This window comes from Ruegeria sp. CDSA020 (assembly GCF_059612345.1).
Map to the genome: position 1 here is coordinate 364,948 of NZ_JBXWQK010000004.1, position 26,320 is coordinate 391,267.

Consider the following 26,320-nt stretch of genomic DNA (forward strand, 5'->3'; position numbering starts at 1 on the left):
CTCAGGACCTCAGCAATTTGCCGTCGGGGTCGTGGAACACCGGCTTGGTAATGGTGACTGGGATAACCCCATCTTTCAGGCGCACATGGGCGGATTCCCCATGCCGCGCGTGCCCGTTTTCCAGCAACGCCAAACCGACCCAACGGTCGTTCACCACACTCCAGACACAGGCGGTGACGAGCCCCTCGGTGGCTTCTTTTCGGCCTCCGGGGGTGAGCGGTGCACCTTCAGGCACTTGTCGATTGGGGTCTTCAGGAAGAATGCCAACCAGTTCTCGCCGGGTGCCGCCACCTTCACGACGCAGCCCAATCGAACGTTTACCCAAATAGTCAGGCTTCTTCTTCGACATGACCCATCCCATACCCAGATCGTAGGCATCTACAGTGCCGTCCACCTCATGCCCCAGTGACAGAAAGCCCTTTTCGACCCGCAGAACGTGGCTGGATTCCGAACCCACTGGCAGAATGCCAAAGGGGGCGCCCGCCTCGATCACTTTGTTCCACAGTACAGCCATGTGGCGCGGCGCGACGTTGACCTCAAATGACAGCTCGCCAGTGAAACTGACACGCACGACGCGGGCCGGGATCCCAGCCACGGTGCCGTCGCGGAAAGACATGAAAGGAAAGGCCTCAGACGACAGGTCAATATCTGTTCCCAACGCCTGCATGACATGGCGTGCGTGGGGGCCGCATATGGTGGCGTTGTTCCATTGGCTGGTCACAGTAGTGATCATGACCTGCCAGTCGGGAAACTCGGTCTGAAGAAGCTTTTCCATGTGCTGGTTGACCGCGTCTGCATGACCCGTCGACGTTGAGACCATCCAACGGTGCTCGTCCAGTCGAAAGACCACCCCGTCGTCCAGGATCAGCCCGTCATCAGACAGCATGAGACCATAACGCCCATCACCGGGTTTCAGGCTGGACATGACATTTGAGTAAAGAAAATCGAGAAAGTGCGGGACATCACTCCCTTTCAGCTCGAATGTGCCGAGGGGGGAGCCGTCATAGACGCCTACACCGTCACGCACCGCACGACATTCGCGGTTCACTGCCTCCTGCAACCCTTCACCAGGTTTGGGGAAGTATCCAGGACGCTGCCAACGGGCACCAGCTTCGTACATCACCGCACCATTGTCCTTGTTCCACTGCGTGACCGGCGTGTGGCGGTAGGGGAACAGCACTGTCTCCTCGCGCAAGCCTCCGATCGCGCCAAAAGAAACTGGTGTGTAGGGAGAGCGAAAGGTTGTCGTTCCGACATCCTGCAAGGGCACACCCTTTTGCATCGCAACAGTACCGATAATGTTGATATTACCGATTTTTCCCTGGTCGATGCCCATGCCGCCGGTGGTATAGCGTTTGACGTGCTCGACATTGTCATAGCCTTCGCGCAGGGCCAAGTGTACATCGCTAACCGCCACATCGTTCTGCAGATCCAGAAATGCCTTTCCACGTTGCCCCGCGACGTCTACGCGCCATAGCGGCTCGATGGCATAGGGCAGGTCCGAACCTCCTTCGATAATCCCGTCAAGCGTCAACTCTCCTGCGGCAGCTCCGACAGCGCGGCAAGCTTGGGCGGCCTGATCGGGTACGAAAGCGGACAACTCCTCATCAAACCGCAGAGTACTTCTGGATTGAGACCACAGATGCACGGTTGGGTTCCAACCGCCGGAATGGCCCAGCAGGTCACAATCGATCCAGGTCTCCGCCCCACTACTGACGGATACTGCACGTACCGCGCGCACCCGCTTGTGACCTCGCACACCTGCGGCGACGGTGCCTGTATGAACGGTGACGCCCTGTGCCATATCCAGTGCGGCTTGCGGCACTGTATCGCGACTGTCTAGGATTGCGACGACCAACACACCTGCTGCCATTAGGTCAGCTGCAACTGCGTAAACGCTGTTGTTGTTGGTAAAAAGAACAACTCGCTGTCCCGGAGTGACACCCCAACGATTGACATAAGCCTGTACTGACGAAGCGAGCATGACGCCCGGCCGATCATTGTCTGCAAAAACCATGGCGCGTTCGGTGGACCCGGTGGCGACAACCACCTCGTCTGCACGCACCCGCCAGCTCCGCTCCAAAATATTGCCTTCTAAGGGTTCCCGTTCATTCACAATCAAAAGATTATGTTCGCGATAGGCCCAGACCGTTGCATTTTGCAGATGGATAACGTTGCCCATCCCACGCAATTCTTCAACAGCTTCAGCCACCCAGTCCAATGCGGATCGCCCGTTGATTTTTAGATCCCGGTTTAACAGGCTGCCGCCCGCCTCTGTTCCCTCATCAGCAATGAACACACGTTTGCCAGCCCTGCCCGCCTCCAGCGCGGTCTGCAATCCGGCAGGTCCCGCACCAGCGATCAACACATCGGCATGGGCATGACGCGCTTCGAAGTGGCCCGAAGTAGGAGGTTGCGAGGGTGCTGCCGCTAGCCCCGCGGCTTTGCGGATAGATGGTTCGAACAGATGCCAGTTGGGCCACTTGAATGTCTTGTAGTAGAAGCCCGCTGGAATGAAACGTCCTAACAGCTGATTAACGCCACCAAGATCAAACTCGGGCGAAGGCCAGCAGTTGACTGAGCGGGCGCTCAGCCCATCGCGCAGCGGCACAGTTGTTGCCGGACGGTTACCCGATGAATCTTCACCGTCCAGCTCGACTAAAGTCGCCGGTTCCTCAGGTCCATGACCAACGATGCCGCGCGGGCGATGATATTTGAAACTGCGGGCTGTGATACGGACCCCATTGGCCAGCAAGGCCGAGGCCAGAGTATCTCCTTTGTAGCCTTCATAGGTTTTTCCGTTAAACCGGAACGTCATTGGGCAGGTGCGATCAATACGCCCGCCCGAGGCACGACGATTACTCTGAGCCATCGGGTGCCTCCACAATGTCATGGGTTCGGGTATCGCGCCAGATTGTCAGCCATTCACCGCAACCTCGCCCGTGCCACCATTTTTCCTGCACCGGTCCTAACGGGTTCGGTGCTACAGTCAGGTACTCAACCCATTCCGCGTCGCTCACGGCAATTGGATCAGGCCGATCGGCACCGACAGGGCCGCCAAAGATAAATTCACTTTCGTTACGCTTGCCGCAGAATGGGCAGGGGATAAGCAACATGGTCCTGTCCTCTCTATCGGGCGGTTGTGGTGCCGGCTTCCATCACAAAATCCAGATGACGGAAGCGGTCGAGGGTAAATGAAGACATCAGCGGATGAGGCTGACCCTTAGCAACCAGATGGGCCAGGGTCAGACCGCCTGCCGGGATCGCCTTGTAACCACCCCACCAACCCGCCGTGATGAACAGCCCCGGCACTTCGGTCTGATCCATGATAGGCGAGGCGTCATGCGCGATATCCAGATGTCCGCCCCATTGTCGCATCAGCTTGAGCTTTTTGAATGACGGGAACAACGACAACATCGTCGTCACAGTATCTTCGAACACGTTTTGCTTGATGTCCCGGCGAAAGCTCTGGCCCATGTCAGGCGCGCCGCCAATTACCATTTCACCCTTGTCAGATTGACTGAAATAGAACCCGCTGTCGGGGCAATTCACGATCACATCGACCAACGGCTGGACTGGCTCGGAAACAAAAGCTGTCAGGTTCATAGTTCGCAGCGGCAGCTTCAGCCCGGCGGTTTCCGTTAACGTTGTGGTATGTCCAGACACCGCTACGACAACTTTCTTGGCTCGAATGGTTCCGCGATTGGTTTCGACACCGTCGATCGCGCCGTCTGCACCTCGGATCAGCGATTGCACTGCGGTCTGCTGGTGGATCTCGATCCCCATCGCATCCGCCGCGCGGGCATATCCCCAGGCCACTGCATCATGCCGGTTCACACCCGCATCGGTATGTACCATGCCGCAAATGATTGGCAGGCGAGCATCAGGTCCTCCGCCAGTCAGCGCGGGAATGCGACGGCGCAATTCGTCTGTATTGATCTGCTCGTAAGTTGAGCCGTAGATGTCCATGACCAATTGCCGTCGCCGAAGCTCTCGCAGCTTGGGCCAAGTCTGTACGACATCTACCATGGTGCGCTTTGAGTGCATCATATTGAAGTTCAGCTCGTGTGTAAGCCCTTCGTACATCGCGACTGATTTGACATAGAACGGGATCGACTCGTCCCGCATGTAGTTTGAACGGATTGTCACCGTATTGCGCGCGATGTTACCGCCGCCCAGCCAGCCTCGCTCCAGCACGGCGACGTCGGTAATGCCAAATTCCTTGGCCAGATAATAGGCAGTGGCCAAACCGTGACCCCCTGCCCCAATCACGACAACTTCATACCGGTCTTTCAGGGGTGGGCTTCGCCAGGCCAAGGGCCAGTTGCGATGGCCAGAGAGCGCGTTTCGAGCGAGTGAGAACACAGAATATTTTTGCATGTTGGTAATTATATTTACTAATAAGCAATGTTCGTCAATAAATAAATTTACCTAAAAGCAATCCCCGTTTTGGCGCGCCGCAGCATTTGAACGGGTCATCGCGCACATCGCGTACATGACTTGTTGTGGTATTTGCTGGTTTGGTCCGGCTATTTCGGGTAGGGTGCGCCATGCAGGTTCGCATCAAACAGTTTCACCAAAACCTAGCCGGAAAATGGTCAACCCGGTCGAAGTGGCCCTGTTTCATCATTAACTGTCGCAGCTCTCCAACATCCTGACTCCATGAGAACTTGGGCGCATAGCGCCTGTTTTTTTACTGCCCTGAATCTCGGGTGAAATTTATGGATGGAAAAGCAATGACAAAATCAACTGAAATTATGACGGTTCAGGATACCTATGCACGCGACGGTGTCGTGCTGCTAAGGGATATCCTATCTGACGAATGGCTGACCAAACTGCGACACGCTGTAGATACCGAAACCAAAAAGGGCGACCGCTATTTCGCCTACAAGAACATGCGTGAAACGCCGGGTGTGTTTCAGGACTATTGCCTGAAGTCGGATATCGGCCAGCGCGTGTCTCAGGTAGCTGGCAGCCCATGGACATCGCTGATCTATGACCAAATATTCGTGAAGGAGCCGGGAACGCAGACTCAAACCGGATGGCATACAGATCAGCCTTATTGGCCGGTATCCGGCCCGATCATGACAATGTGGATCGCGCTTGACCCAGTCGACCCGGACAATGGAGCGCTGGAATTTGTACGTGGTTCACATGCGTGGGGGGCCAAGTACCGTCCGTTCAAAACCGATCAACTCGGTGGTTTTCTACACTATCTGGAACAGGACAATCCCGACTATATCGATATGCCAGATTTTGAGGCAAACCGCGACGACTACGACATCTTCCATTTTGAGAATATGCAGCCCGGTGATGCATTGGCCTTTGACGGGATGACCGTGCATTCTGCTATGGGTAACAGAACCACCACCCGTCGCAGGCGAGGGTATGCAATCCGTTTTGCCGTTGACGGAGCAACTTATGAGCCACGCGATTCCGTCACCGAATGGCTGCATGATGACAGTCTTAAACCGGGCGCGCCGTTTGCCGGTGGACGGTTCCCCGTCATCTACGAAACTGCGTAAATCTGCAGCAGAGGGCCGGATTTCCCAGCCCTCTGCCAAGATCTCAGGCCTTCCGCGCGACGGCCTCCTGTGACGTATTCTCGGCCTCGATAGCACGGTCAAGAACGCGTCGGAATTGTTTGGCGCCCGCATCGAGGCCCAAATCAATATTCGATGTAGTGGCGTTCTTCATACCTTTGTGGACTGCCTCCAGCACATCCTTATCCTCAAGAAATGCCATACGCGCACCGTCATTCATGTAGGTTGACACTTCGGCATCGTCGGCAAGGGAATTACGATGCTGGAACCAGAAATACCTCGTCCGATCCTCATCAATCGGGGTCATGAAATTATATGAGATATTGATGAAGGTTTCAGCAACCGGACTCTTGTCATACCCACCGGTTCCAACCGGCGTGTAAACGGACTTGTTCAACCCGATGGCAGGCATGCACATCTCATAATGTTGCAGGCGGTCGCATTCGCCCCCGAACGCCACAAGCTTGGAATAGTAAGGTGAAGGCGGTTTGTTCTCAATCCAGCGCGACACGATTACACCGCGATCTGTTTTTTCCACGTTCAATGGTTCTTCGTCCGTCCCTGCTCCCGCAAACGAACTCACGTGCACCCAAGCCACATGGCTGGGATCAAGCAGGTTGTCACAGACCCAAAGGTAGTGGCAATCGATATCCATCACGCCACCATCCGTCATGCCCCAGGTTGTGTTATCGAAATTCTCTACGGGGAAAATCTGGTCAGGATTTGCCAGTGCCGGATCCCCCATCCAGATCCAGAGCAATCGATAGCGGTCAACCACCGGATAAGATCTGACAACCGCACGGCGTGGCGTCATCCCACGCTGGGTGGGGCTGTCTATGCACTTGCCCGAGCAGTCGAAAGTCAAACCGTGATAGCCGCACTCGACTAGATCGCCTATCAGATTGCCCTTTGACAAAGGCAGCTTGCGATGTGGGCACGCATCCTCCAGGGCAACCGGCGCGCCATCCTGCTGGCGATAAAGCACGACGTTTTCGCCCAGAAAGGTCTCGGCCTTCAATTCGCGACCAATATCTTTGCTCCATGCGGCAACATACCAGCAGTTTTTCAGATACATGATCCCGCTCTCCGTTCAATATCTAGCTTGCGCCAATATGGGGTAATTTCCCCGCACTTCGCCATGCTGGATTGGTAATGGGAGATATAAGGCTTACTAATTTGACTCGTTTGCGAGCAGCGGGATGTCGGGTTGCGCTTTGGCTTCGGCATGAATCCAGTTCAGGAATTCGCTGACCTTTTGGCTATCCTTCGTCTCATGCCGCCGCACCAGCCAGTAGGACAAAGGCGATGGCGTCAAATGTGGGAACGGTCGCACCAATCGGCCATCACAGAGTGCGTCGATCACGAGCGGCTCACGACCGAGCGCCACGCCGAGCCCTTCGATTGCAGCTTGTACAACCATATTCGACTGCCCCAACCGACGTGTACGCAGCACTGTCGGCAAGTTAAGATCACATTGCCGGGCCCAGAATTCCCACGTCGGGTTAGCCGCACCATGACGTAGGTTTTCATCCACAAGCAGTGTGTGACGAGACAAATCTTTGATGCCATGAAGATCGGGTAACAGAGCTGGAGCACAGACAGGAAAAAGCCGTTCTTCCATCAACAGATCGGCCTGCAACCCTGGGTACTCACCCAGCCCATACCGAATGCCGATATCCGCATCGGCACCAGAAAAGGGGTGCTGCCCGGTATCTGTAGCGATCGAAATCGACAGGTCGGGATGCGCCAAATCAAAGTGAATAAGCCGCGGAAACAACCAGTTAAACGCAAAGCCCGGCAGACATGAAATGACTATTGTTCGGTCGCTGCGAGTTTTATCCCGCAGCTGAGCGCAGACGTCAGAAATACGCCCCAATCCATCGGATATAGCCAGAGCCAGCTGTTCGCCCTCACGTGTAGGACGTGACTGACGCGCACCGCGTACCAGCAATTCTCTGCCAAGCCATTCCTCCAGCGACCTTACATGCTGGCTTACCGCACTTTGACTTACACCCAGCTCTTCGGCTGCTGGCGAAAAGCCGGAATGGCGGACGACCGCCTCAAAAGCGCGAAGCGCCGAATATGGCAAATTCAGGATCATATTAGCTATCCTAATGTCAGGCATTACTTCTTTCAAATGGATTAGAGTCGATACAGGGCTCTAGATTTCTAAGATCAAATCTTTGGGGGTACTGATGTCCGACACAACGCCCGGGCGAGGAGCGCTAAACCTTCTGGTGAACTGTGCCCATGCAACAGCGGGCGACCGGTTGCTGATCGCCTACGAGCCTCCGCAGTTCGGGTATTTCGACTCAAATTGTGTAGACATCGTCAGCCAGGCGGCACAGCAGCTAGGGCTAATTGTTGATGCGGTTGATGTGGGTTTCAACCCTGACAACCCCCATCTCTCGCCCGACCTTCTTGTCCGATTTCGGGCTGCAGACATCATCCTGTTCTTGGCGCGCTTGGGCGATCAGTTGCGGTTTTCGGACATGCCGCGGGGCAAAAGGATCATTGTCAGTTTTGCGGTGAACAAAGAACTGCTGGGCTCGGGGTTTTCGAACGGCCACCACGATGCGTTTTTGGAACTCAAGTCAGACGTCAATGCGGTGCTTGATGCGGCAGACGAAGTCCGGATCACCTGCCCGCTGGGAACTGATGTACGTGGACACCCGATTATGGATCTGAAGCCCACTGGGGATACCTCGATCCTGCGCTTTCCAATGTCCGTCTTTACACCGGTTCCAGCACATAGTTTTTCTGGCAGGGTGGCCGTCAGTTTTCTTACCGGGACCGGGTCGAGGTATTATGACAATTATACTATCGAATTCGACGAACCGGTTTTTGCAATCATGGAAAATGGCCAGCTAACGCGGTTTGACGGCGACCCTGCTAATGTTGCAAGAGCTGAGGCCCACTATGATCGGGTTGCCGGGCAGTTCGACATAGATCGTAATTTTGTACATTCATGGCATGCTGGGATTCACCCAGGCTGCGGATATCCCTGGGATATGCGAGAAAATTACGAAAGATGGGGCGGGTCTGCTTTTGGCAATCCGCGTATTCTGCATTTCCACACTTGTGGTGCTTATGCCCCCGGTGAAATCAGCTGGAACGTAATCGATCCGACCATTGTGATCGACGGCGAGACTTACTGGGACAATGGTGTTTTTTACGCTGAACGGCTGCCTGCTGGACCGTCAATTCTCGATCGCCATTCCTGCGCGGCGGCATTGTTTGCTGATCCTGATCCGAATATCGGATTGCGTGCGGTTATCTGATCATTCCTAACTTGATCGAATCGCGCCCAGATAGGATGATCTATTGTTAATAGGACCCGATCAAGTTGGTCTTATGGTGCGGAGCACTCCCGTCTCCGGTGCCGGTATGTACGAAGAGGGCAAGTCCCCCCGCACCGGCAAAATTATGGAACCCATATGTCAAAAGCTATCGTTACGCCGCTGACTCAGGCCTTGGCCGAAGGAAAACTCACGCGCGAAGAACTCAAAGGATTCATGCAACGTTCAAACGGACCGGGATTGCGCCATCTGGCGCTTTGGATCCTGTTGCTTGCGTTCACCACGACGCTGATAACACTTGCCTGGAACAGCTGGCTGATCTGGCTGGCAATGTTCCTTCAAGGCGTTGTCCTGGTGCATCATTTTTCGTTGCAGCACGAATGTGTGCATTACACTGTGTTTCGGACACGCTGGCTGAATGATTTGGTTGGTCAGATCTGTGGGCTGATCATCATTCTGCCACACCGGTTTTTCCGGTACGAGCATTGCGACCATCATACCTATACCCAACTCACCGGCGAAGACCCTGAACTTATCCCTATGCCCAAGACGATTGGACAGTATCTTCTTTACCTTTCAGCCCTGCCCTATTGGCGCGGTAAGTTCACCGAAGTGTTCCGACATGCCCGCGGACGGCTGAACGAGACAGAGCTGCGCTTTATCCCCAAGGTCGAGCACAAAGCGGTTTTTCGGGACGCGCGCAGGATGCTTGCCATTTACACCGCCATTTTTCTAGCCATGGCTCTGACCGGCTGGTGGGGCCTGATCTGGTATTGGATCATTCCACTGTTTCTGGGGGAACCAGTTATGCGATTTGTGCGAATGACCGAACATGTGGGGCGACCAACGGTTGCCCAGATGTCGGAAAACACCCGCACCAATCTGGTATCAACACCGATGGCCTTTCTGTGCTGGAACATGAACTATCACGCGGAACATCATTACGTTGCATCGGTTCCATTCCATTCGCTGCCGCGTTTGCATGAAAAGCTGAAGGATCACATTTTTGTCGAAAGAGGCGGCTACTTGGCAGCGCATCGTGACATTCTGCGGCAAATTTTGCAGCGTGAACCCGAGCAATCGGCAGAGGTTTGAGCGATGGGAAATGAGAAACCATGGCGCGACCTGATCGATGTTGCGAAGCTGGAAAAGAACTGGGTCACGCGCGTTGAGATCGGACCACGGCTAATTGCCGTTTATGATACGCCAAGCGGTGTTTTTGCCTCGCTGGCGCTGTGTAACCATGGCGGCGCTGATTTATGTGACGGCTACTTCGATGGACACGTGATTGAATGTCCGTTGCATCAGGGCGCGTTCGATGTACGAGACGGCAAACCCGTGTCAGCACCCGCAACGCGAGCAATGCGCATTTTTGACACTCGGGTCGAAAATGGAATGGTTCAGGTCAGGCTATGAATGTGTCCACATACCTGTCAGCCATGTGCGCTAGGCAAGCGCCGGTATTCCGGGAATAGCCACATATCCGTGTAATGCTTCAACCCGTCGGATCCAATTTTGAACCGACGGGTACGGGGACAATGGAATGTTGCCCTGATAAGCTAACGCTGTGTACGGGTAACAGGCCAGATCCGCCAGGGTCAGCCTGCCACACGTCAGCCAAGGGCTGTCTGACAATTGCCGCTCCATGATCTCCAGCGACGCCTCGCCCAGTGATTGCGGTCCGATCAGATCAATATCCCGTTCAAATAAAACAATCGCTCTGGCTGTTGCCATGCCGTGAAATATCTCATTGACCGAGAATGAGAGCCACTGCTGAATCTCGCCGTGTTCTTCCGGTGTCCTGGGTCCCCAATTCTCAGCGTCGTATTTCTGTGCCAGGTACAACATGATTGCCGTACTGTCGCGCAGAACAAATCCGTCATCATCGATAACAGGAACCTTGTGCAGCGGGTTTATCCGCAGAAACTCTTCTTGTGTCTGGTCACAGTTCAGCAGATCAATATCGATGAGCTGATATTCAAGCTTCAGCATCGACAACAACAATCGGACTTTGTGGCAGCTACCAGATAACTTGAAATCATAAAGACGTATCATTCGGGTCGTCCGACCTATCGTTTATCCGATCGTTTTTCGAGGCGGGCAAAGATACGGCTGAGGCCAAAACAGACGATAAAATAGAAAGCTGCTGTCGTGATCCAGGCCTCAAAGATCATACGTGAGGACGCAACAAGTTCGACGGTCTTGTATGTCAGTTCCTGTACTGAGATCAGTGACAAGATCGAGCTGTCCTTAATCAACGAAATAAATTGGTTTGCCAGCGGCGGGACCACTTTCTTCAACGCTTGAGGCAGGACTACATAGCGAAGTTCTTGTAGTTGACTCATCCCGATCGAACGCGCGGCTTCGCGCTGGCCTTTCGGAATTGACTGAATACCCGCCCGGATAATTTCCCCGACAAAGGCGCTTTCAAACAACGCCAGAACGATGACTCCGGAAACCAGCGAAGGGAAACGCCGCATTTCGCCAAAAAAGAAAGTCCAGACCTGGTTGTTCTCTTGCCGAGCGATTCCACGCGCCCAGCGTTCAAGATTTAGGGCGTCAATCAGTTGTTGGGACAGGAAAAAGAAGAAGATAAAGACGACAACAACCGGTGGCACGTTGCGCAGAAACTCGAGGTAGGTTCGGGCCAGCATCCGGATTGTCAAATTAGCTGAACACCGGGCAACGCCCAAAATAGTGCCCAACAGAAGGGCCAGAATGCCGGAATAGATACTGATGCGGACGGTGGCAGCTAGCCCCTGCAAAAGCAGGTTGGCAAAGTACTCTTCACGACTTGAATGCCAGCCGACGATATATCCAGGAATAAGCTCCCAGCGCCATTTGTAATTGAGCGTGCCTTCGATCGACAGCCAGATATACCCGAAAAAGGCAATCAAAATCGCCATGATCAGGTAGTCGGGCCATCTGAGCTTCTTGATGAAATTCTGCACCGGGCGCGCTCCGCGTCAATCTCGGGGGCGGTGCACCCGCCCCCGGTTAGTTTAGTTACTGCGCAACCTGATCAGCCCACTCTTCGGTGGCGAACCAATAGTTGTGACGCTCTTCCAGCCAACCGGACCGCCATTGCTGTGCAATCCAGTTGTTGAAAAAATTCATGGCATCCGGATCACCTTTGCGCACCCCAAAGGCCTCACCGCGCGGGTCATAGAGATTTTCGAACGGAACGGACAACGTTTCAGGATTGCGCCCCGCTTCGCGGTTTGGAGTCGGTTGCGCAGCCATTGATGCATGCGCGTTGCCGTTTAGAACTTCCTGGGTCGAAGCCCCGTCCTCATCGAACAAAAGCAAGGTCGCATCAGGGAAGTTCTGTGCGATCACCGCAGCCGGGGTCGCACCGCGGCGGGCGGCAAAAGTGATCTCTGGTTTATTGAAATCTTCCAGGGTCATGCCTTCGGTCATCGATTTGTTGGCCAGGATGGCCAGACCTGAATAGGCGTAAGGATCGGTAAAGTTGATGGTCAGGTTTCGCTGCGCGGTCATCGACATACCTGAGATAATCACGTCGAAATTGGACGACACCAACGCAGGGATGATGCCATCCCAGGCGGTTGGAACGAATTCGACCTCGACCCCCATGTCTTCGGCCAATTTGCGCCCGACATCCAGTTCGAAGCCGATCAGCTCACCATTATTGTCACGCATCGACCACGGCACGAACAGTGAAAGACCAATCCGGATCACCCCGTCCTGCTTGATGGTTTCAATCACACTTTCACTGGACAGTTCCTGGGTCGCGCTTTGTGCCCAGCTTGAGGTCGCCAGTCCAGTCGCCACGACCGCACCCAGGGCTACCCCGAGCATTCTGCGAGAAAGCTTCATATTGGTTCTCCTTGTTGTCCGACAATTTGTTCAGGTTTATTGGTCGACGGCATATTTCTTCTCCAGATAGCTCACGCCGATCGACAGGATCAGGGTCACCACCAGATAGACCAATGCGATGGTGAACCAGATTTCGAAACTCATGTAGGTGTCAGAAATGATGTTACGTCCGAAAGTGGTCAGTTCGGCCACCGCAATCACGCTGACAATTGCTGATGATTTGATCAGATGAACGACCTCGCCGGTCATCGGCGGGAGCATGAACCGCACCGATTGTGGCAGGATGATGTAACGATATAACTGAAAGGGGCTCATCCCGATGGATTTGGCCGCTTCCCACTGACCCGTGGGGATGGCGTTGATCCCCGCCCGCAAAATCTCAGATATCAACGCAGAATGAAACACCGCCAGGGTCAAGATACTCGCGGTATAACGATTAAACCCGAAGATCGGACCCAGCACATAGTAAAAGAGATAAAGCAGAACCAAGAGCGGGATGTTTCGGATAAGCTCAAGGTAGCCAACCGCAACCGCTGAACCCACGACCAGTCCGGACAGCCGCAATAGCGCCAACAACAACCCCAGAACGGTTGCCAGCAAAAAGGCCGTGACGGATAGTTGAATAGTGGCGACCAGACCAATAGGAATTTCGCCCCACTCGAACCCAACCTCGGTATTGCGGTAAAGGAACTGTGGTACGCGGTACCACTGCCAATTATACCCCATGCCCTGAGCACCAGCATAAGAGCCATAGGCAATCAAACCTACGATGATTGTATAGATAGCGATCGATACGGGTACTGAGCCAAAAAACCTCTTAATGACCGGCGGTTTCGGCAGCGCCTGACCTGTAGGTCCCGAAATGCCCAGATCGCTCATATCAGTGTTCCAGAATTTGGTTTAGAAACAAGCGACAGCGTTCGCTTGAGGGGTTGGTAAAGAACTGTTCCGGCGGCGAAACTTCGACAATTTGCCCCGCTTCCATAAAAACCATCGTATCAGCGACCTTACGGGCAAATCCCATCTCATGGGTGACGACGACCATGGTCATACCGGTCTCAGCAAGTTCAACCATCACATCCAGCACTTCGTTGATCATTTCGGGATCAAGGGCAGAGGTCGGCTCATCAAAAAGCATGATCCGGGTTTCCATGCACAGGGATCGGGCAATGGCCACCCGCTGTTGTTGTCCACCAGATAGTTGAGCCGGGTATTTATCTGCTTGTTCAGGAATGTGGACCCGGTCCAGATAATTGCGCGCAATCTCTTCGGCCTGAGATTTTGATACCTTGCGCACCTTCATCGGTCCGATCATCAGGTTTTCAAGAACCGTCAGATGCGGAAACAGATTGAACTGTTGGAAGACCATCCCAACTTCTTGCCGTAATTCGCGGATTTCCTTTATGCCTTCATATACTTCGATCCCATCGATCACGAGACGCCCGGAATTGTGCCACTCCAAACCATTGAAACAGCGGATCAACGTGGATTTCCCCGAACCGGACGGGCCGCAGATCACCACCTTTTCACCCTGATGAACACTCAGATCAATGTTCTTAAGCGCATGAAATGAGCCATAGAATTTATCCAGGTTGGTTACCTCAATCATGGGAGAAGGTTGGTTCATGACGGGCCTGTCGTTTCGGGAGACCACGCTTTCGGGTGTCCTCGTGAGTGGATGAAATCAGAGGTGAGAAAGCTACCGCCCCGAAAATCCGTCGGGAAATTCTGTTGCCGTGGCACGATCCGGGGATTGCCCAGATAGCAGCCGTTGGCTTGGCGATGCGATTGAGTGGAGCAATCGGGCAAGGCCATAGAATCCTCAATTCTGTTGCACGCTAATTAATATGGTTGCTTAATATGCAATATTCGTCAATAAAAAACTCAACGGGCAGGTTTTGGCTGCCTCAAAATTGAGCTGACGACCAAGGGAGGAAACATAAATGTCTGCCTGGATTCGGATGATTTCTGACGAAGAAGCCGACGATCAGCTAAAGGCCACATTGGATATGGCACGCACGCCGCACGGGACAGTGGATAATGTCATGCGCGTGCATTCCCTGCGGCCCAACACAATGAAAGGGCATGTTATTTTGTACCGGGCGTGCCTGCACGATCACGCAAACTCCATACCGATGTGGTTTCAGGAAGTCATCAGCTCTTACGTGTCGGCCCTGAACAACTGCCCCTACTCCTATGCCAACCACTGGGCAAACGCTCGGCACCTGATTGATGACAATGTGCGCGCCGATGAAATTGAAGCTGCGCTAAAGGCCCACCAACCGCAGGATGCTTTTGAAGGGGCACACCTTGCTGCATTGATCTATGCCGAGAAACTTACCCTAGCACCCGGAACGATGGTTGAGACGGATGCAACCACTCTGAAAGTTGCAGGTTGGGAGGACGGCGAGATCCTCGAAATCAACCAGATTGTGAGCTATTTCAACTATGCCAACCGTTTACTAAACGGTCTGGGCGTCACCACGGATGGGGACGTCGTGGGTTACTACGCCGACGAGTGACAGGATGTATCATGCAAGGTGACACTCCGGGAAGACAAATTGATCGCGCCATCGGCGCGTCGCTAAAAGAGCTGCGCCAAAGCCGGAAGCAATCAGCCCGCCGACTTGCCGAACAGTCTGGCATATCTGCGGCGATGGTAAGCCGCATAGAGAATGGATTGGTTTCGCCCTCGATCGACACATTGGCCGCATTGGCCGAGGCGCTTGAAGTTCCCATCGTCTCGTTGTTTCGCGAAGCACGAACGGATCACACCGACTATACCCTCGTCCGTCACGGTCAGGGATTGAAATCCACCCGGCTGGCGAGCGGTCATTCCCATGAGTATGTCAATCTCGCACTACATTCCCGGAAAGATCTGAGGTTTCAGGCACGCCGTGTAACTCTGCTGCGTGACGAGGGCCATCCACCAACCTACGTGGGTCACGGCGTTGTCTTTGTTCAGGCGATCGAGGGGCAGGCGGTTTATCGTTATGGTGAGGCCCGGTTCACTTTGTCGGCGGGGGACAGTATCAGCGTGGATGCCGAACTGAACCATGGATTTGAAGAAGTTTTAACACCCGAATTTGTCTTTTTGACTGTGCAGGCCGAGCGCCCGTAATGAACTGCTGACATGGCCATTCCAGCCGAACTTGATCTGACACGCGGACCGATCTCGGCGCATTTTCGAACATTGGCAATTCCTGCCGCAGTCGGAATGCTGTTCAACACCCTCTACAACGTCGTGGACATGTTCTTTGCAGGGCTTTTGTCCACCAGCGCACAGGCCGGGTTGGCACTGGGGTTTCAGGCGTTTTTTATTGCCATATCGGTCGGCGTTGGGCTTGGGGCCGCGATGAGCGCTCTTGTTGGAAACGCTCTGGGAGCCGGCGATCATCGCAAAGCCCGTCGGCTGGCCGCGCAAGGAATGAGCTATGGACTCATAGCGTCCGGCCTATTGGCATTGGCTGGGCACTGGTATGGTCCAGCTCTGATCCGGCTGGTGTCTGAGCCGGGCGCATATCGTGATGCGGGGCTGCGTTACTTCTATTGGTTGCTCTTGGCTCTGCCTGGGTTCTTGCTGGCGTTTGGGTGCAACGGTATCCTACAGGCGCACGGCGATGCGGTTTCGATGCAGCGCGCACTCGTGGTCGCATTTTTTGTCAATATCGGTCTAAACCCGCTGTTGATCTATGGCATTCCAGGTCTGGTTCCCGGCATAGGCTTCGATGGTTTGGCTGTCTCGACCGTCATCAGTCAGACCGGCGTCATGGTCTTCATGGTCCGGCAAGTACTCGGACGGCGAAGGATGAGGCGCATACGATTCAGAAACTTTGCCCCACGTTTGGAAAAGTTTGCCGAAATATCTGTCCAGGTTCTACCAACAGCCACATCCTTCATGGTGATGTTGCTGTCAGGTTTTGTCATGCAGTTCGCCCTGAAAATCTTTGGGGAACACGCAATCGCGGGCCATGGAGTGGCAATTCGACTTGAACAGATTCTACTTTTGCCGGTGCTGGGTGTAACCGGGGCGCTGCTACCAATTGCGTCCCAAAATTTTGGAGCCCATGAATACGCCAGAGTAAGGGAAGCAATGTTTTATTGCTGGAAAGTTGGCTTCATCATGACAGCTATCGCAGCGCCAACACTATGGATATTTGGAAGACCCTTGCTGCGGCAGTTTACTGATGACCCTGAAGTCATCCGCGTTGGAGTGAGTTACTTGCGCGTCGATAGCCTGATACTGCCTTTCTATATGATGCTTTTTTCGATCAACTCTCTTTTGCAAGCTTTGAAAAGACCGATCTGGACGGTGTGGATCAGCCTGTATCGGCAAGGGTTTGGGGTAGCCTTTTTTGTCTGGGTTTTTGTTTGGCTGCTGGGCTTTAACGAAACCGGTGTTTGGTTTGGCACCGCGGCTGCCGTTGTGACAGGATGGGCGATCGCTCTCATCGTGACCACACATGTAGCACAGCGCGAGATAGGGGGGTTTTGGGTGTTGTCACGTTAACATCCAGCCCACAAAGAAGTGCCCATGCTCAGATTTCAAGCTGCTTGGGAGGCGACATTCCAGGCATCAAATGGATAGTGCCAACTTGTTTGCGCGTTCTGAACTGGTTACCGCTCACGCATGAAGATACCGTTCAAAATACCGCGCCTGAAGGGCTATCGTTTTTCCACGAGAGCTCATCGCCTAAGCCGCCTGGATTTACCATCGTTTTGCGCTCAGTACTGCTCAGGTTAAAATTCTGCGCGCTGCGCGCAGTGTTACGGTCAGCGGTCCGAACTTGATGACCCAGCGGCGGGGGGTCGCGAAAGAAATATCGACCCCGCGCTGCAGAAGCCTCGCGTCAACTTCACGCAAGCTCGAACATAAAGCCACACAGCCTGGGTAATGATCCGAGAAGGAAATCGGTGACGCTTGCAGGTGATGGGCGATGGATTTATCGATGCCACCTACGACCAATTCCAAGCATGAGTAACCGAACAACGGTTAATGTGACAACACCTCTGAATGGGTTTCCACAGATCGATTGGATTTAATTCCGGATCGTGAATGCGAGCAAACCTTCCAATCCCCTATCGCGACTTCGGCGCCGCTTTCGATTCCGGCAACATTCAGCTCTTTGAACGTCGCATCAAAGTCCGCGACGTGGAATGTTCAGCATGAAGCCCCGGTCTCCGGGATAGTAGTCGCTGTCTTTCGGGAACGTCGAAAAGATTGTCACGCCGCGCTCGCTGATCCAGGATTGCATGGTGGGCGAAGCCGGAGTTGACGGGATTGATAGATGGGTCCCATACCATTCTGCTAGTCTAGCCGGATCATCAGATCTGAAGAAAGATCCTCCAATTCCATAAATTTGTGCAGTGTTAGATCTCCTTTGGTTAGTTTCGGTTAGGATCGTTCTTCTGGCCGATGACACAAATCGCCGGAGTGGCCCCGCCAAAGATCTCGATTTCGGTCACGTTCTCGAAACCAACAGCGTGGAGCGCTTCCTCGATGCTGGCGATCATGCGTCGCGCAGCACCCGGGCCATCCGCGTCCAGCCGTGGCTGATAGGTGGTCAGGCAATGCCCGCCAGTAGCCAATGCTTCATATACTGCACCAAAAAACCCGTGTTTGTCGCTTTGAAACTGTATGACGTTCAGCGAGAAGATGCGGTCAAATGCGCCCGGCCAGTTAGCAAGGCGGGCGATCCCGCCCTCGATCAACGTGACTCTGTCTGCGGCACACTGTTCTCTTAGCCGATTGCGAGCCTGCCGGATCATCACCTCGGAATGGTCAAGACCTACCACCCGCCCTGACGTTACAACAGAGGCACATTTTGCGAGGGCCAGACCGGGGCCGCAGCCGATCTCAAGCACGCGGCTATCGGGCGACAGAGCCATCAAATCGACTGTTCTGTCATTTCGGAAACGGTTCGATTGCCGCGCTGCCATGATCCGTCCCGCCAACGCACCCAACAGGCCCGATGGATGCCGAAACTGTGCGACGATCTTCGGTTTCATCGACACTACGCGTTACCCGCGCGAGACATCCACAGGGGCATCGCCAGCAACCCGCCAATCGAAAGAACGAGAACGCCGAGGGCAAGCGCATGGCGATACGCCATCTCGGGAAACCCCAGAAGGTCCACCGCAAAAGCATTCCACGACCACAGGGCGGCGACACCCCATATAAATAGTGCGCCAATGACGATGCCGAGGGTCTTGCTGTGACGTTTCGAGTGCTGAATCATGTTAGCTCCCCTTCTCTATCATGATTTCAAGCGCGTCGTTGAGATTGGCCAACAGCTGCGCCGAAGCTGCGACATCATGCGCTGCCGTGGCCTCGGCCAACGCGGCCATCGGTGCGTCTTCCCGGTCCTGCATCTCGGCAAAAAGATCAATGCCGGTTGGGGTGGGCAAATAAAGTACTGATCTCTTGTGATCGGGATTGTCCTGCGCGTGGGCAAGACCCTTCTCCAGTAGGGTATTCATGTTTTTCTGCACATGCTGACGCGAGACTCCTTTGGCTTTGGCGATATCGGGCACCGTTTGTGGCGCCTTGAAGATCAATGCCTGAAGGACCGCCCGCATCGACGGATTGATATCCAGATCGGCGTGCAGAGCTTCGGAAACGGATTTGAGCCGGTTGAACGCTGTCCTTATTTCTCTGATCAGTGCGGTGAGTTCTTTGTTTTGCTGCGTCACGCGGGGGCTCCGGGATTCTATTTGACAACTTAGGTGTCAATGTGAATTATGACAACTTAATTGTCAATATGGTGATGCTGCTCATGTTCACGCAAACCCATCTACTAATCGGAGCCGCAATCTTCGCGAGGCCGGGACGTACTACAGTTGCTCTGGCTGGTCTGATGGGTGCGTTAGTGCCTGATACCGATGTCTGGGCGATGTTCATAGTCGAGCGGCAGCAAGGGGCCAGCGGGTGCGAAGTGTTTCATTATCGGTACTGGGAGCAGCCGTGGACAACGCTTCAGATGCTGCTGAACTCGATCCCCTTGTATCTCGCCCTTATCGCCCTGGGCCTCACCGGTCTGATCCTGCCTGCCGTTTGGTCACGTAGGATCGCGCTGATCGTGATCGTGTTCGCCAGCTCTGCGCTGCTGCATGTGGGGATTGATTTTCTGCTGCACCATGACGATGCGCGCGCGCAATGGATGCCTTTCACGGACTGGATCTTCCGCTCACCAGTTTCCTATTGGGAACCTCGATACTACGGTCGGGTTTTCATGGTACTCGAGATCGGCTTGGGGCTCACTCTCGCCGTATTGATCGGCCTGCAGTTTCGGTCAAGGTGCGTATGGGCGGCGGTTGCAATTGTGTCGCTTGGTTACGCAGGGTCGATTGCCGCTGGTCTGGTGTCCGGTGACGACCACGTGCGGGGGCCAGGGTCCTGCGAAATTCTGGAACTGGATGCTGCGTCAATGCTCACTGCCGGTGCGGGCAAGTCGATGATAGGCGCGCACGGAGATGGCCATGATTAAAGATCATTTCATGCGATGGCGTTGGAAAATGTGGGGCGCATGGTGCATCCTTGCGGCTACCGGCGTGGCGTATGGGGTTTTCGCTATCGCAGCAAGTATTGGCCTTGCTGAAACTGACAAGATGCGCGCGCTGCCGTTGCCATTTCAAATCCATGCTCTGGCTGGCGGAATCGCATTGATCGCCGGGATAATGCAGTTCAACCCTGCGATACGAACCCGTTTCATTCGCGCGCATCGCTGGGGTGGCCGCATCTACGTCTACAGCGCATGTCTGGCGAGCATCGCGGCGGTACTCAATGCTGCATTCTTCGATGTGAGCTGGGCCGCGAGATTGTCGTTTTTCCTGCTGGGATTCTTTTGGCTCCTGTCCACGATTTTCGCATACAAGATGATCCGGAAACGCAATATTTCTCTCCACCGTGAATGGATGTTGCGAAGTTATTTCCTGGCGTTTTTCTTCGTGACATTCAGCTTCTGGGTGCCGGTCCTGGCAGGCGACAGTCAGGGAACAGGCACGGCATATTTCATCGCTGTAGCGATGAGTTGGGTCCCCAACCTCCTACTTGCAGAAGTATGGATTCGAAGAACGCGCAAGAGAGGCAGAGCGTCAACAAATTGACCGAACGCGAGGTTTTGTATTTTGCCAAGGAGCCGATATGCGTCGGAAGCGCAGCGTTTGTCAGAATGGGCTCTTTGCGATCATGCGGCAGTGCAGATCACCGCTTCGGAGGAAGACGCCCGTGCCGACGTTGACGGCCCAGAGCCGACATCCCTCAGCCAACTTACATGCTGCGGTCGCAGCCCGCATTACTGCCCTTCGCCGCGAGTGCAAAGCCAGAAGGCCATTATGCTCACTGTTTGCGGGACCTTGCTGCCTTTCGTGGAAAGCGCATCAAGGACCGGTTTGGCGAACCGTTCAACAACCGGTCGTTTTTGGGAAGTGATTACCAAGAAACCATGGGCGGCTCAAAACCTTCCTTCTCTTGCCATTGGCGGGTGATAGCAGCTACATAATCGCTTCATAAGAAGCCGCCGCAGAGAAAGATTCTCTTAATATATTGAATTTATTACATTTTACATGCCTCAAACACATTCAGGAACGTAAATGCTGCGAAAGTTACTAGGATCATCTCTGTTCAAGACCGCATCTATAGAGATGGCAATCGAAAGCCTCGCAAAAGATGACGTTAGGGTTGGAACAGCATTCCGTGAAATCTCCCACGCTGATGTTATTAACTACATTGAGAAGAGAAAATGCCATGTGCGGAAAGTTGTGCCTCGACAGCAAGGCGACTGGGTCGAGTTCTACGCCCTGATCGAGAACAAAATTCACGTCGTCAGACTTGATGTTGCCAAGGACGGAATAGGGTCAATTCTGACTTCTCACTACTTGGACCTACCAAATGAGTTAAAGGAGTTATTCAGAGACGAGTTCTCTCAGATTATGTTCGGGTTGAACCTACCCTACACAGACGAAAGCTACGAGAAATGGCGGGATTTGGACATAGAGGAACGGCTGGAAGAGGACATGCTTCTTGCAGGTCGTCTTGTGTGCAGATTCTTCGAAAAGAACCCTTTGGCACTCTACCCGCTTCTTGCGGCTTGTGAGGATTTTCACGGCGGATCTGGGTACCTCGGCTTATATGACCTTTTTTGTCACGAGGGTGCAGAGGAAGAGAAAAAAGCCCGCCTGCAATGCTATCTCACCGTCGAAGCACTCATGACAAACAATAACCTGCCTTGCTTTCGCACAGTTAACCTTCAACGAGTTTCTGAAATGGTTGAGGAAATGATCGCAGATCAAAAAAGATGATACATCACCGAAGCTTCAGCCAACCAACCTCGCCCAAAGACCTTTCCGGGTAAAACTGCATCACGCTCATGGTCAAAACCCTCGCTTTTGGAACATGAGCGAACCACATCTTCCGATAACGCCACAAACCCCGTTCAAAACTCAATCAGTTGTTGAAGGTTACTACAACCACCGCGATAGCAGCCGTTTGTGCATCTCGCAGTATCTGTCGCTCTGGGCTCAAACTGGACGTCGGATGCGATGCAGCATCCAGTGATATGCTGCACCGGTCAACGTCGGGTTGTCGAAGTGGGATGGAATGGCGGTTCGGAGGATCAGTCATGGAAACACCAAACTTACCCGCCATTCGCGCGCTTCGCCCAGCCTGAAACAAGGGCCAGATGGATCAGCCTGACTTCGTGACCCAAACAGCCGATCTCGCGCCCCCAATAATGCGCACTGGCGCAGGCCCCCATTGCAACCACGCAACACGGCAATTTGGCAAAGTACTCGAGGACCCGGCCCCTGCGCAGTTTCTTCTGAAGAACCGGGTGACCTGTTCTAGCCGCTCCGTGCACCTGGAACACATTCTTCGCCAAATTCAGGCCAATCTCTTCCAGTGACGCCTCCATTCAGGATGTTTGCAAACCCACAATGGCACACCGAGGCCTTGGGGGCGACTACACCTTCAGAACCGTTCAAGGGTCGTGTTGTGGCCAAGTCGTTGGTCCTGAGTGTGAGGTCAATGAAGTTGCGCGACGACATGATCTACGGCCCAATCACCTGTCGACGTGGCAACGGTTGGCAATGGACGGCTATACGTCATCAGATGTTTTGAGACAGATGGCGGTTTGACTTTGTTGTGTCATCGCTCATCTGGTTTCAAGCAGTACGGATGGTGGCATTCCAGACGTCAAATAGCTCAAATCGTTTAAGAACGATGCGCTCAAATAATGATCTGGATCAAAATGTACCAGCCTCAGAACGATTATGCAGTAAACTCAGAAAAGGAATCAGAGGTAGCCGGGTCAAAGCGATATGAGCCAACTGACCAGCCGACGCGCGTTTTTGGGCGTCACCGCATTCCGGGAGGACAGTAATCTTGTTCGACCTCCGGGTTCGGATGTGCCTGATTTTGCAGATCAATGCAGTAAATGTGGCGACTGTGTCGAGGCTTGCCCCGAAAGTGTGATTGCCATTGGTCAGGATGGGTATCCGGTGTTTCAACCCACCGAGGGTCCCTGCACTTTTTGTGGGAGTTGCGCTCAATCCTGTCCCACGGATGCCCTGGACATAGAACGCCTGCAAGATTGGCCGTGGCGCGCGTCGGTCGAAACTGCGTCCTGCCTGTCTGTCAATGGTGTCAGCTGCCGGGTGTGTCAGGATAATTGCGAACAGAACGCCATCAACTTCAGGCTGCAACTAGGTGGCCGCGCGGATCCATCAATAGACCTCGACGCCTGCACTGGCTGTGGGTCGTGTATGGCGTCTTGCCCGGTCGATGCCGTCACATTGAAACGCAAAACCATATCTCAAACGGAAGTCAGCCAATGAATATCTGCGGATGCCTTTTACATATCGCACCAGCGCAGGCACTGGCGGCGTCCGAGGCAATGAAAGGCACGGTCGGTGTCGAAATTCACGCCGAGGCCGAAGACGGCCGTTTCGTAGTTGTTGTCGAAGACACGCCGACACGCCTTGCGTCCGAGATCATCATGGACCTGCACCAGATCCCCGGGGTGATTTCTCTGACGCTGACGTACCACCATTTCGAGGACACTGCGGACGGCCATCCGCATCCCGATGCCCCAAGCCAAACCACCAGCCGGAGGCCCATGCTATGACCATATCAGAAACTCGTCGGACATTCCTCAAGTCCTCAGCGGCCGCAGCGACGGCCTCTGCCGCAGGTATTCCTCTGGCCACTGGTCAGGCCGCCGCGCAGGTGGGCACCCCTGACATTCGCTGGGACAAGGCCGCCTGCCGGTTCTGTGGCACCGGCTGTTCTGTGCTGGTAGGTACCAAGGACGGGCGTGTTGTCGCCACTCAGGGTGACCCTGACGCGCCGGTCAATCGCGGGCTGAACTGCATCAAGGGCTATTTCCTGTCAAAGATCATGTATGGCAAGGATCGCCTGACCACCCCATTGCTGCGCAAGACCAACGGCGAATATGACAAGAACGGTGAGTTTGAGCCGGTCAGTTGGGACGAAGCCTTTGACGTCATGGCTGCCAAATGGAAAGAGGCGCTGGCCAAGAAGGGCCCGACCAGTGTCGGCATGTTCGGGTCAGGCCAGTGGACGGTTTGGGAAGGCTATGCTGCATCGAAATTGATGAAAGCCGGGTTCCGGTCCAACAATATCGACCCCAACGCGCGGCACTGTATGGCGTCCGCGGTCGTGGGCTTTATGCGTACCTTCGGAATTGACGAGCCGATGGGCTGCTATGACGATCTGGAACACGCGGATACTTTCGTGCTGTGGGGATCGAACATGGCCGAAATGCACCCGATCCTGTGGTCGCGCCTGACCGACACGCGCCTGACCAAGCCGGGATGCGAAGTGCATGTTCTATCGACATTCGAACATCGCTCGTTCGAACTGGCCGATAATGGCCTAGTGTTTAACCCGCAGACCGATCTGGCGATCCTGAATTACATCGCCAATTACATCATTCAGAACGGCGCGGTGAACGAAGAGTTTGTCAACAAACACCTCAACATCACCAAGACCGCCATCGATATCGGTTATGGTCTGCGCGATACAAACACGCTGCAGCAAGAGGCAGAGAACCCAAACTCGGGCAAGCTCGAGACGATCAGCTTTGAAGAATACGCCGAGGCGGTCGCGCCTTATACGTTGGAATACACAGCCGAACTGTCTGGCGTGCCCGCCGATAAACTTGAGAAGCTGGCGCAACAATATGCAGACCCGAACCGCAAAGTGATGAGCTTGTGGACCATGGGCTTCAACCAGCACACCCGCGGATCGTGGGTGAATTCGCTGATGTATAATGTACACCTGCTGGTTGGTAAGATCTCAGAACCCGGCAACTCGCCTTTCTCGCTGACCGGTCAGCCCTCGGCCTGTGGAACCGCGCGTGAGGTGGGCACGTTCGCACACCGGCTGCCTGCTGACATGGTGGTGGCAAATGACGAACACCGTCAGATTTGCGAAACCGCCTGGAATATCCCGGCAGGTACTATTCCACCTAAGCCCGGGTTCCATGCTGTCTTGCAGCACCGGAAGCTGAAGGATGGTGAACTGAATGCCTATTGGGTGCAGTGCAACAACAACATGCAGGCGGCACCCAATATCAACGAGGAAGGTTACCCGGGTTATCGCAACCCGGAAAACTTCATCGCAGTCTCTGACCCTTATCCAACAGTCACGGCTGTCTCTGCAGATTTGATCCTGCCCACCGCCATGTGGGTCGAAAAAGAAGGTGCCTATGGCAACGCGGAACGCCGTACGCAGTTCTGGCGTCAGCAGGTGAAAGCGCCAGGAGAAGCAAAATCTGACCTGTGGCAGTTGATGGAGTTTTCGAAACGCTTCACCGTTGAAGAGGTCTGGGATGAAGAGCTGCTGGCCAAGATGCCCGAACACCGCGGCAAGACGATGTATGATGTGCTTTACGCCAACGGATCGGTGGACAAGTACCCCCTAGCCGAAACTGCGGAAGGCTTTGACAACGACGAATCCGAGCATTTTGGGTTCTACGTTCAGAAAGGCCTGTTTGAGGAATATGCCGAATTTGGCCGTGGCCACGCACATGACCTTGCACCGTTCGAAACCTACCATCAGGCGCGCGGGTTGCGCTGGCCGGTCGTGGACGGGCAAGAAACCCTTTACCGCTTCCGCGAAGGGTACGATCCGTATGTGCCCGAAGGCGCGGATGTTAAATTCTACGGTCACAAGGACGGCAAGGCAAAAATCATCTTTGCCCCCTACGAACCCGCCGCTGAGGAGCCAGATGAAGAATATGACCTGTGGCTGTCTACCGGTCGCGTGCTGGAACATTGGCATTCAGGCTCGATGACGCGCAGGGTGCCAGAACTGCACCGGGCGTTCCCGTCGGCTGTTGTCTATATGCATCCACAGGACGCCAAGGATCGCGGCTTGCGCCGCGGCCAGGAGATCGTGTTGTCGACCCGCCGTGGCGAGGTCACCAGTCGGGTTGAGACACGCGGGCGCAACAAGGTGCCGCGCGGCTTGGTCTTTATGCCGTGGTTTGATGAACACCAGCTGACCAATAAGCTGACGCTGGATGCAACCTGTCCGCTGTCGAAGGAAACCGACTACAAGAAATGCGCCTGTAAGGTCGAGCGCGCGTAATCGGCACGGATCGCAAAGGTAATCCC

Annotated in this window: 27 protein-coding genes and 2 pseudogenes; 14 read left to right on the top strand and 15 right to left on the bottom strand. The window is 54.3% G+C overall.

The features are described 5' to 3' along the window. Position 1 precedes the first annotated feature (1 nt). From AC2FJW_RS09200 to AC2FJW_RS09210, 3 genes are read right to left on the bottom strand one after another with little or no spacing between them, the layout of a single operon-like run. Positions 2-2,872 (bottom strand): 2Fe-2S iron-sulfur cluster-binding protein, encoded by a 2,871-nt coding sequence (locus AC2FJW_RS09200; RefSeq protein WP_496749907.1) that lies wholly within the window; start codon positions 2,870-2,872, stop codon positions 2-4. Further along, a complete protein-coding gene (locus AC2FJW_RS09205) occupies positions 2,859-3,116 on the bottom strand; it encodes a sarcosine oxidase subunit delta (protein WP_496698237.1) in 258 nt (85 codons plus the stop codon). Before AC2FJW_RS09205 ends, AC2FJW_RS09200 begins: the two co-directional genes overlap by 14 nt. A gap of 13 nt (positions 3,117-3,129) precedes the next feature. Then, positions 3,130-4,380 (bottom strand): FAD-dependent oxidoreductase, encoded by a 1,251-nt coding sequence (locus AC2FJW_RS09210; protein WP_496749908.1) that lies wholly within the window; start codon positions 4,378-4,380, stop codon positions 3,130-3,132. A 356-nt stretch (positions 4,381-4,736) separates the two neighbouring features. Between AC2FJW_RS09210 and AC2FJW_RS09215 the strand changes: the two genes are divergently transcribed. Beyond that, entirely contained in the window at positions 4,737-5,525 is a 789-nt protein-coding gene (locus tag AC2FJW_RS09215; protein ID WP_496749909.1) for a phytanoyl-CoA dioxygenase family protein, read from the top strand. Positions 5,526-5,568: 43 nt separating this feature from the next. Here AC2FJW_RS09215 and AC2FJW_RS09220 read toward each other — a convergent pair whose 3' ends face one another. Further along, positions 5,569-6,618, bottom strand: coding sequence for an aromatic ring-hydroxylating dioxygenase subunit alpha (locus tag AC2FJW_RS09220; protein WP_496749910.1), 1,050 nt, complete (start codon positions 6,616-6,618; stop codon positions 5,569-5,571). Positions 6,619-6,714: 96 nt separating this feature from the next. Beyond that, entirely contained in the window at positions 6,715-7,644 is a 930-nt protein-coding gene (locus AC2FJW_RS09225) for a LysR substrate-binding domain-containing protein (RefSeq protein WP_496698230.1), read from the bottom strand. A gap of 94 nt (positions 7,645-7,738) precedes the next feature. On the opposite strand from AC2FJW_RS09225, the gene AC2FJW_RS09230 reads away from it, so the two are divergent. From AC2FJW_RS09230 to AC2FJW_RS09240, 3 genes are all read left to right on the top strand, one after another. Then, the gene (locus tag AC2FJW_RS09230; protein WP_496702243.1) at positions 7,739-8,824 is read left to right on the top strand and encodes a hypothetical protein; all 1,086 of its coding nucleotides are present in this window, start codon (positions 7,739-7,741) and stop codon (positions 8,822-8,824) included. Between the two features lie 156 nt (positions 8,825-8,980). Further along, positions 8,981-9,937 carry a fatty acid desaturase family protein gene (locus AC2FJW_RS09235; RefSeq protein ID WP_496691484.1) on the top strand — a complete coding sequence of 319 codons (957 nt, stop codon included), beginning with the start codon at positions 8,981-8,983 and terminating at the stop codon, positions 9,935-9,937. A 3-nt stretch (positions 9,938-9,940) separates the two neighbouring features. After that, the gene (locus tag AC2FJW_RS09240; protein WP_496691483.1) at positions 9,941-10,258 is read left to right on the top strand and encodes a non-heme iron oxygenase ferredoxin subunit; all 318 of its coding nucleotides are present in this window, start codon (positions 9,941-9,943) and stop codon (positions 10,256-10,258) included. Between the two features lie 30 nt (positions 10,259-10,288). Here AC2FJW_RS09240 and AC2FJW_RS09245 read toward each other — a convergent pair whose 3' ends face one another. From AC2FJW_RS09245 to AC2FJW_RS09265, 5 genes are read right to left on the bottom strand one after another with little or no spacing between them, the layout of a single operon-like run. Next, a complete protein-coding gene (locus AC2FJW_RS09245; RefSeq protein ID WP_496749911.1) occupies positions 10,289-10,897 on the bottom strand; it encodes a glutathione S-transferase family protein in 609 nt (202 codons plus the stop codon). Between the two features lie 14 nt (positions 10,898-10,911). After that, on the bottom strand, positions 10,912-11,793 hold the full coding sequence (locus tag AC2FJW_RS09250) for an amino acid ABC transporter permease (protein WP_496691481.1): 882 nt from the start codon (positions 11,791-11,793) through the stop codon (positions 10,912-10,914). Positions 11,794-11,848: 55 nt separating this feature from the next. After that, entirely contained in the window at positions 11,849-12,682 is an 834-nt protein-coding gene (locus AC2FJW_RS09255; protein WP_496691480.1) for a transporter substrate-binding domain-containing protein, read from the bottom strand. Positions 12,683-12,718: 36 nt separating this feature from the next. Beyond that, the gene (locus tag AC2FJW_RS09260; RefSeq protein WP_496749912.1) at positions 12,719-13,561 is read right to left on the bottom strand and encodes an amino acid ABC transporter permease; all 843 of its coding nucleotides are present in this window, start codon (positions 13,559-13,561) and stop codon (positions 12,719-12,721) included. Between the two features lies 1 nt (position 13,562). Further along, the gene (locus AC2FJW_RS09265) at positions 13,563-14,291 is read right to left on the bottom strand and encodes an amino acid ABC transporter ATP-binding protein (protein WP_496749913.1); all 729 of its coding nucleotides are present in this window, start codon (positions 14,289-14,291) and stop codon (positions 13,563-13,565) included. 334 nt (positions 14,292-14,625) lie between these two features. Here AC2FJW_RS09265 and AC2FJW_RS09270 point away from each other — a divergent pair, with 334 nt between their 5' ends. Genes AC2FJW_RS09270 through AC2FJW_RS09280 form a run of 3 tightly spaced genes read left to right on the top strand, consistent with a single transcriptional unit; the run spans position 14,626 to position 17,192 of the window. After that, a complete protein-coding gene (locus AC2FJW_RS09270) occupies positions 14,626-15,204 on the top strand; it encodes a carboxymuconolactone decarboxylase family protein (RefSeq protein ID WP_496749914.1) in 579 nt (192 codons plus the stop codon). A gap of 11 nt (positions 15,205-15,215) precedes the next feature. Next, positions 15,216-15,803 carry a helix-turn-helix domain-containing protein gene (locus AC2FJW_RS09275; protein WP_496691476.1) on the top strand — a complete coding sequence of 196 codons (588 nt, stop codon included), beginning with the start codon at positions 15,216-15,218 and terminating at the stop codon, positions 15,801-15,803. A 12-nt stretch (positions 15,804-15,815) separates the two neighbouring features. Next, entirely contained in the window at positions 15,816-17,192 is a 1,377-nt protein-coding gene (locus AC2FJW_RS09280) for an MATE family efflux transporter (protein WP_496749915.1), read from the top strand. A gap of 264 nt (positions 17,193-17,456) precedes the next feature. Here AC2FJW_RS09280 and AC2FJW_RS09285 read toward each other — a convergent pair. From AC2FJW_RS09285 to AC2FJW_RS09300, 4 genes and pseudogenes are all read right to left on the bottom strand, one after another. Beyond that, a pseudogene (locus tag AC2FJW_RS09285) lies at positions 17,457-17,629 on the bottom strand (IS6 family transposase); the annotation flags it as partial. A 438-nt stretch (positions 17,630-18,067) separates the two neighbouring features. After that, entirely contained in the window at positions 18,068-18,691 is a 624-nt protein-coding gene (locus AC2FJW_RS09290; protein WP_496749916.1) for an SAM-dependent methyltransferase, read from the bottom strand. Positions 18,692-18,696: 5 nt separating this feature from the next. Next, the gene (locus tag AC2FJW_RS09295; protein ID WP_496749917.1) at positions 18,697-18,921 is read right to left on the bottom strand and encodes a hypothetical protein; all 225 of its coding nucleotides are present in this window, start codon (positions 18,919-18,921) and stop codon (positions 18,697-18,699) included. Position 18,922: 1 nt separating this feature from the next. Continuing rightward, positions 18,923-19,375, bottom strand: coding sequence for a MarR family winged helix-turn-helix transcriptional regulator (locus AC2FJW_RS09300; protein WP_496749918.1), 453 nt, complete (start codon positions 19,373-19,375; stop codon positions 18,923-18,925). Positions 19,376-19,458: 83 nt separating this feature from the next. Here AC2FJW_RS09300 and AC2FJW_RS09305 point away from each other — a divergent pair, with 83 nt between their 5' ends. The 3 genes from AC2FJW_RS09305 (at position 19,459) to AC2FJW_RS09315 (ending at position 21,982) form a co-directional block, all read left to right on the top strand. Then, the gene (locus AC2FJW_RS09305) at positions 19,459-20,169 is read left to right on the top strand and encodes a hypothetical protein (protein ID WP_496749919.1); all 711 of its coding nucleotides are present in this window, start codon (positions 19,459-19,461) and stop codon (positions 20,167-20,169) included. Beyond that, entirely contained in the window at positions 20,162-20,788 is a 627-nt protein-coding gene (locus AC2FJW_RS09310; RefSeq protein ID WP_496704945.1) for a DUF2306 domain-containing protein, read from the top strand. Before AC2FJW_RS09305 ends, AC2FJW_RS09310 begins: the two co-directional genes overlap by 8 nt. Positions 20,789-21,274: 486 nt before the next feature. Continuing rightward, on the top strand, positions 21,275-21,982 hold the full coding sequence (locus AC2FJW_RS09315) for a hypothetical protein (protein ID WP_496749920.1): 708 nt from the start codon (positions 21,275-21,277) through the stop codon (positions 21,980-21,982). A gap of 350 nt (positions 21,983-22,332) precedes the next feature. Here AC2FJW_RS09315 and AC2FJW_RS09320 read toward each other — a convergent pair. Then, a pseudogene (locus tag AC2FJW_RS09320) lies at positions 22,333-22,593 on the bottom strand (IS110 family transposase); the annotation flags it as partial. Between the two features lie 22 nt (positions 22,594-22,615). Between AC2FJW_RS09320 and AC2FJW_RS09325 the strand changes: the two are divergent. The 4 genes from AC2FJW_RS09325 (at position 22,616) to napA (ending at position 26,294) form a co-directional block, all read left to right on the top strand. Beyond that, complete coding sequence (locus AC2FJW_RS09325) at positions 22,616-22,816, top strand: transposase (protein WP_496749921.1); 201 nt, start codon at positions 22,616-22,618, stop codon at positions 22,814-22,816. Positions 22,817-22,999: 183 nt separating this feature from the next. After that, positions 23,000-23,515, top strand: coding sequence for a ferredoxin-type protein NapF (gene napF, locus AC2FJW_RS09330; protein ID WP_496749922.1), 516 nt, complete (start codon positions 23,000-23,002; stop codon positions 23,513-23,515). Beyond that, positions 23,512-23,805: a chaperone NapD gene (locus tag AC2FJW_RS09335; protein ID WP_496749923.1), complete on the top strand. Its 294-nt coding sequence runs from the start codon at positions 23,512-23,514 to the stop codon at positions 23,803-23,805. The genes napF and AC2FJW_RS09335 overlap by 4 nt, the downstream gene beginning before the upstream one ends. Then, positions 23,802-26,294 (top strand): nitrate reductase catalytic subunit NapA, encoded by a 2,493-nt coding sequence (gene napA, locus AC2FJW_RS09340; RefSeq protein ID WP_496749924.1) that lies wholly within the window; start codon positions 23,802-23,804, stop codon positions 26,292-26,294. Before AC2FJW_RS09335 ends, napA begins: the two co-directional genes overlap by 4 nt. The last annotated feature ends 26 nt before the right edge of the window (positions 26,295-26,320 follow it).

Bases quoted from the DNA above. Each gene is read 5' to 3' on its own strand.
- AC2FJW_RS09210 (WP_496749908.1), bottom strand. From the start codon at position 4,380: ATGCAAAAATATTCTGTGTTCTCACTCGCTCGAAACGCGCTCTCTGGC.
- AC2FJW_RS09230 (WP_496702243.1), top strand. From the start codon at position 7,739: ATGTCCGACACAACGCCCGGGCGAGGAGCGCTAAACCTTCTGGTGAAC.
- AC2FJW_RS09270 (WP_496749914.1), top strand. From the start codon at position 14,626: ATGTCTGCCTGGATTCGGATGATTTCTGACGAAGAAGCCGACGATCAG.
- AC2FJW_RS09225 (WP_496698230.1), bottom strand. From the start codon at position 7,644: ATGATCCTGAATTTGCCATATTCGGCGCTTCGCGCTTTTGAGGCGGTC.
- AC2FJW_RS09205 (WP_496698237.1), bottom strand. From the start codon at position 3,116: ATGTTGCTTATCCCCTGCCCATTCTGCGGCAAGCGTAACGAAAGTGAA.
- AC2FJW_RS09255 (WP_496691480.1), bottom strand. From the start codon at position 12,682: ATGAAGCTTTCTCGCAGAATGCTCGGGGTAGCCCTGGGTGCGGTCGTG.
- AC2FJW_RS09240 (WP_496691483.1), top strand. From the start codon at position 9,941: ATGGGAAATGAGAAACCATGGCGCGACCTGATCGATGTTGCGAAGCTG.
- AC2FJW_RS09275 (WP_496691476.1), top strand. From the start codon at position 15,216: ATGCAAGGTGACACTCCGGGAAGACAAATTGATCGCGCCATCGGCGCG.
- AC2FJW_RS09290 (WP_496749916.1), bottom strand. From the start codon at position 18,691: ATGAAACCGAAGATCGTCGCACAGTTTCGGCATCCATCGGGCCTGTTG.
- AC2FJW_RS09280 (WP_496749915.1), top strand. From the start codon at position 15,816: ATGGCCATTCCAGCCGAACTTGATCTGACACGCGGACCGATCTCGGCG.
- AC2FJW_RS09305 (WP_496749919.1), top strand. From the start codon at position 19,459: ATGTTCACGCAAACCCATCTACTAATCGGAGCCGCAATCTTCGCGAGG.
- AC2FJW_RS09260 (WP_496749912.1), bottom strand. From the start codon at position 13,561: ATGAGCGATCTGGGCATTTCGGGACCTACAGGTCAGGCGCTGCCGAAA.
- AC2FJW_RS09220 (WP_496749910.1), bottom strand. From the start codon at position 6,618: ATGTATCTGAAAAACTGCTGGTATGTTGCCGCATGGAGCAAAGATATT.
- napF (WP_496749922.1), top strand. From the start codon at position 23,000: ATGAGCCAACTGACCAGCCGACGCGCGTTTTTGGGCGTCACCGCATTC.
- AC2FJW_RS09200 (WP_496749907.1), bottom strand. From the start codon at position 2,872: ATGGCTCAGAGTAATCGTCGTGCCTCGGGCGGGCGTATTGATCGCACC.
- AC2FJW_RS09315 (WP_496749920.1), top strand. From the start codon at position 21,275: ATGCTGCGAAAGTTACTAGGATCATCTCTGTTCAAGACCGCATCTATA.
- AC2FJW_RS09310 (WP_496704945.1), top strand. From the start codon at position 20,162: ATGATTAAAGATCATTTCATGCGATGGCGTTGGAAAATGTGGGGCGCA.
- AC2FJW_RS09295 (WP_496749917.1), bottom strand. From the start codon at position 18,921: ATGATTCAGCACTCGAAACGTCACAGCAAGACCCTCGGCATCGTCATT.
- napA (WP_496749924.1), top strand. From the start codon at position 23,802: ATGACCATATCAGAAACTCGTCGGACATTCCTCAAGTCCTCAGCGGCC.
- AC2FJW_RS09335 (WP_496749923.1), top strand. From the start codon at position 23,512: ATGAATATCTGCGGATGCCTTTTACATATCGCACCAGCGCAGGCACTG.
- AC2FJW_RS09245 (WP_496749911.1), bottom strand. From the start codon at position 10,897: ATGATACGTCTTTATGATTTCAAGTTATCTGGTAGCTGCCACAAAGTC.
- AC2FJW_RS09325 (WP_496749921.1), top strand. From the start codon at position 22,616: ATGGCACACCGAGGCCTTGGGGGCGACTACACCTTCAGAACCGTTCAA.
- AC2FJW_RS09215 (WP_496749909.1), top strand. From the start codon at position 4,737: ATGACAAAATCAACTGAAATTATGACGGTTCAGGATACCTATGCACGC.
- AC2FJW_RS09265 (WP_496749913.1), bottom strand. From the start codon at position 14,291: ATGATTGAGGTAACCAACCTGGATAAATTCTATGGCTCATTTCATGCG.
- AC2FJW_RS09235 (WP_496691484.1), top strand. From the start codon at position 8,981: ATGTCAAAAGCTATCGTTACGCCGCTGACTCAGGCCTTGGCCGAAGGA.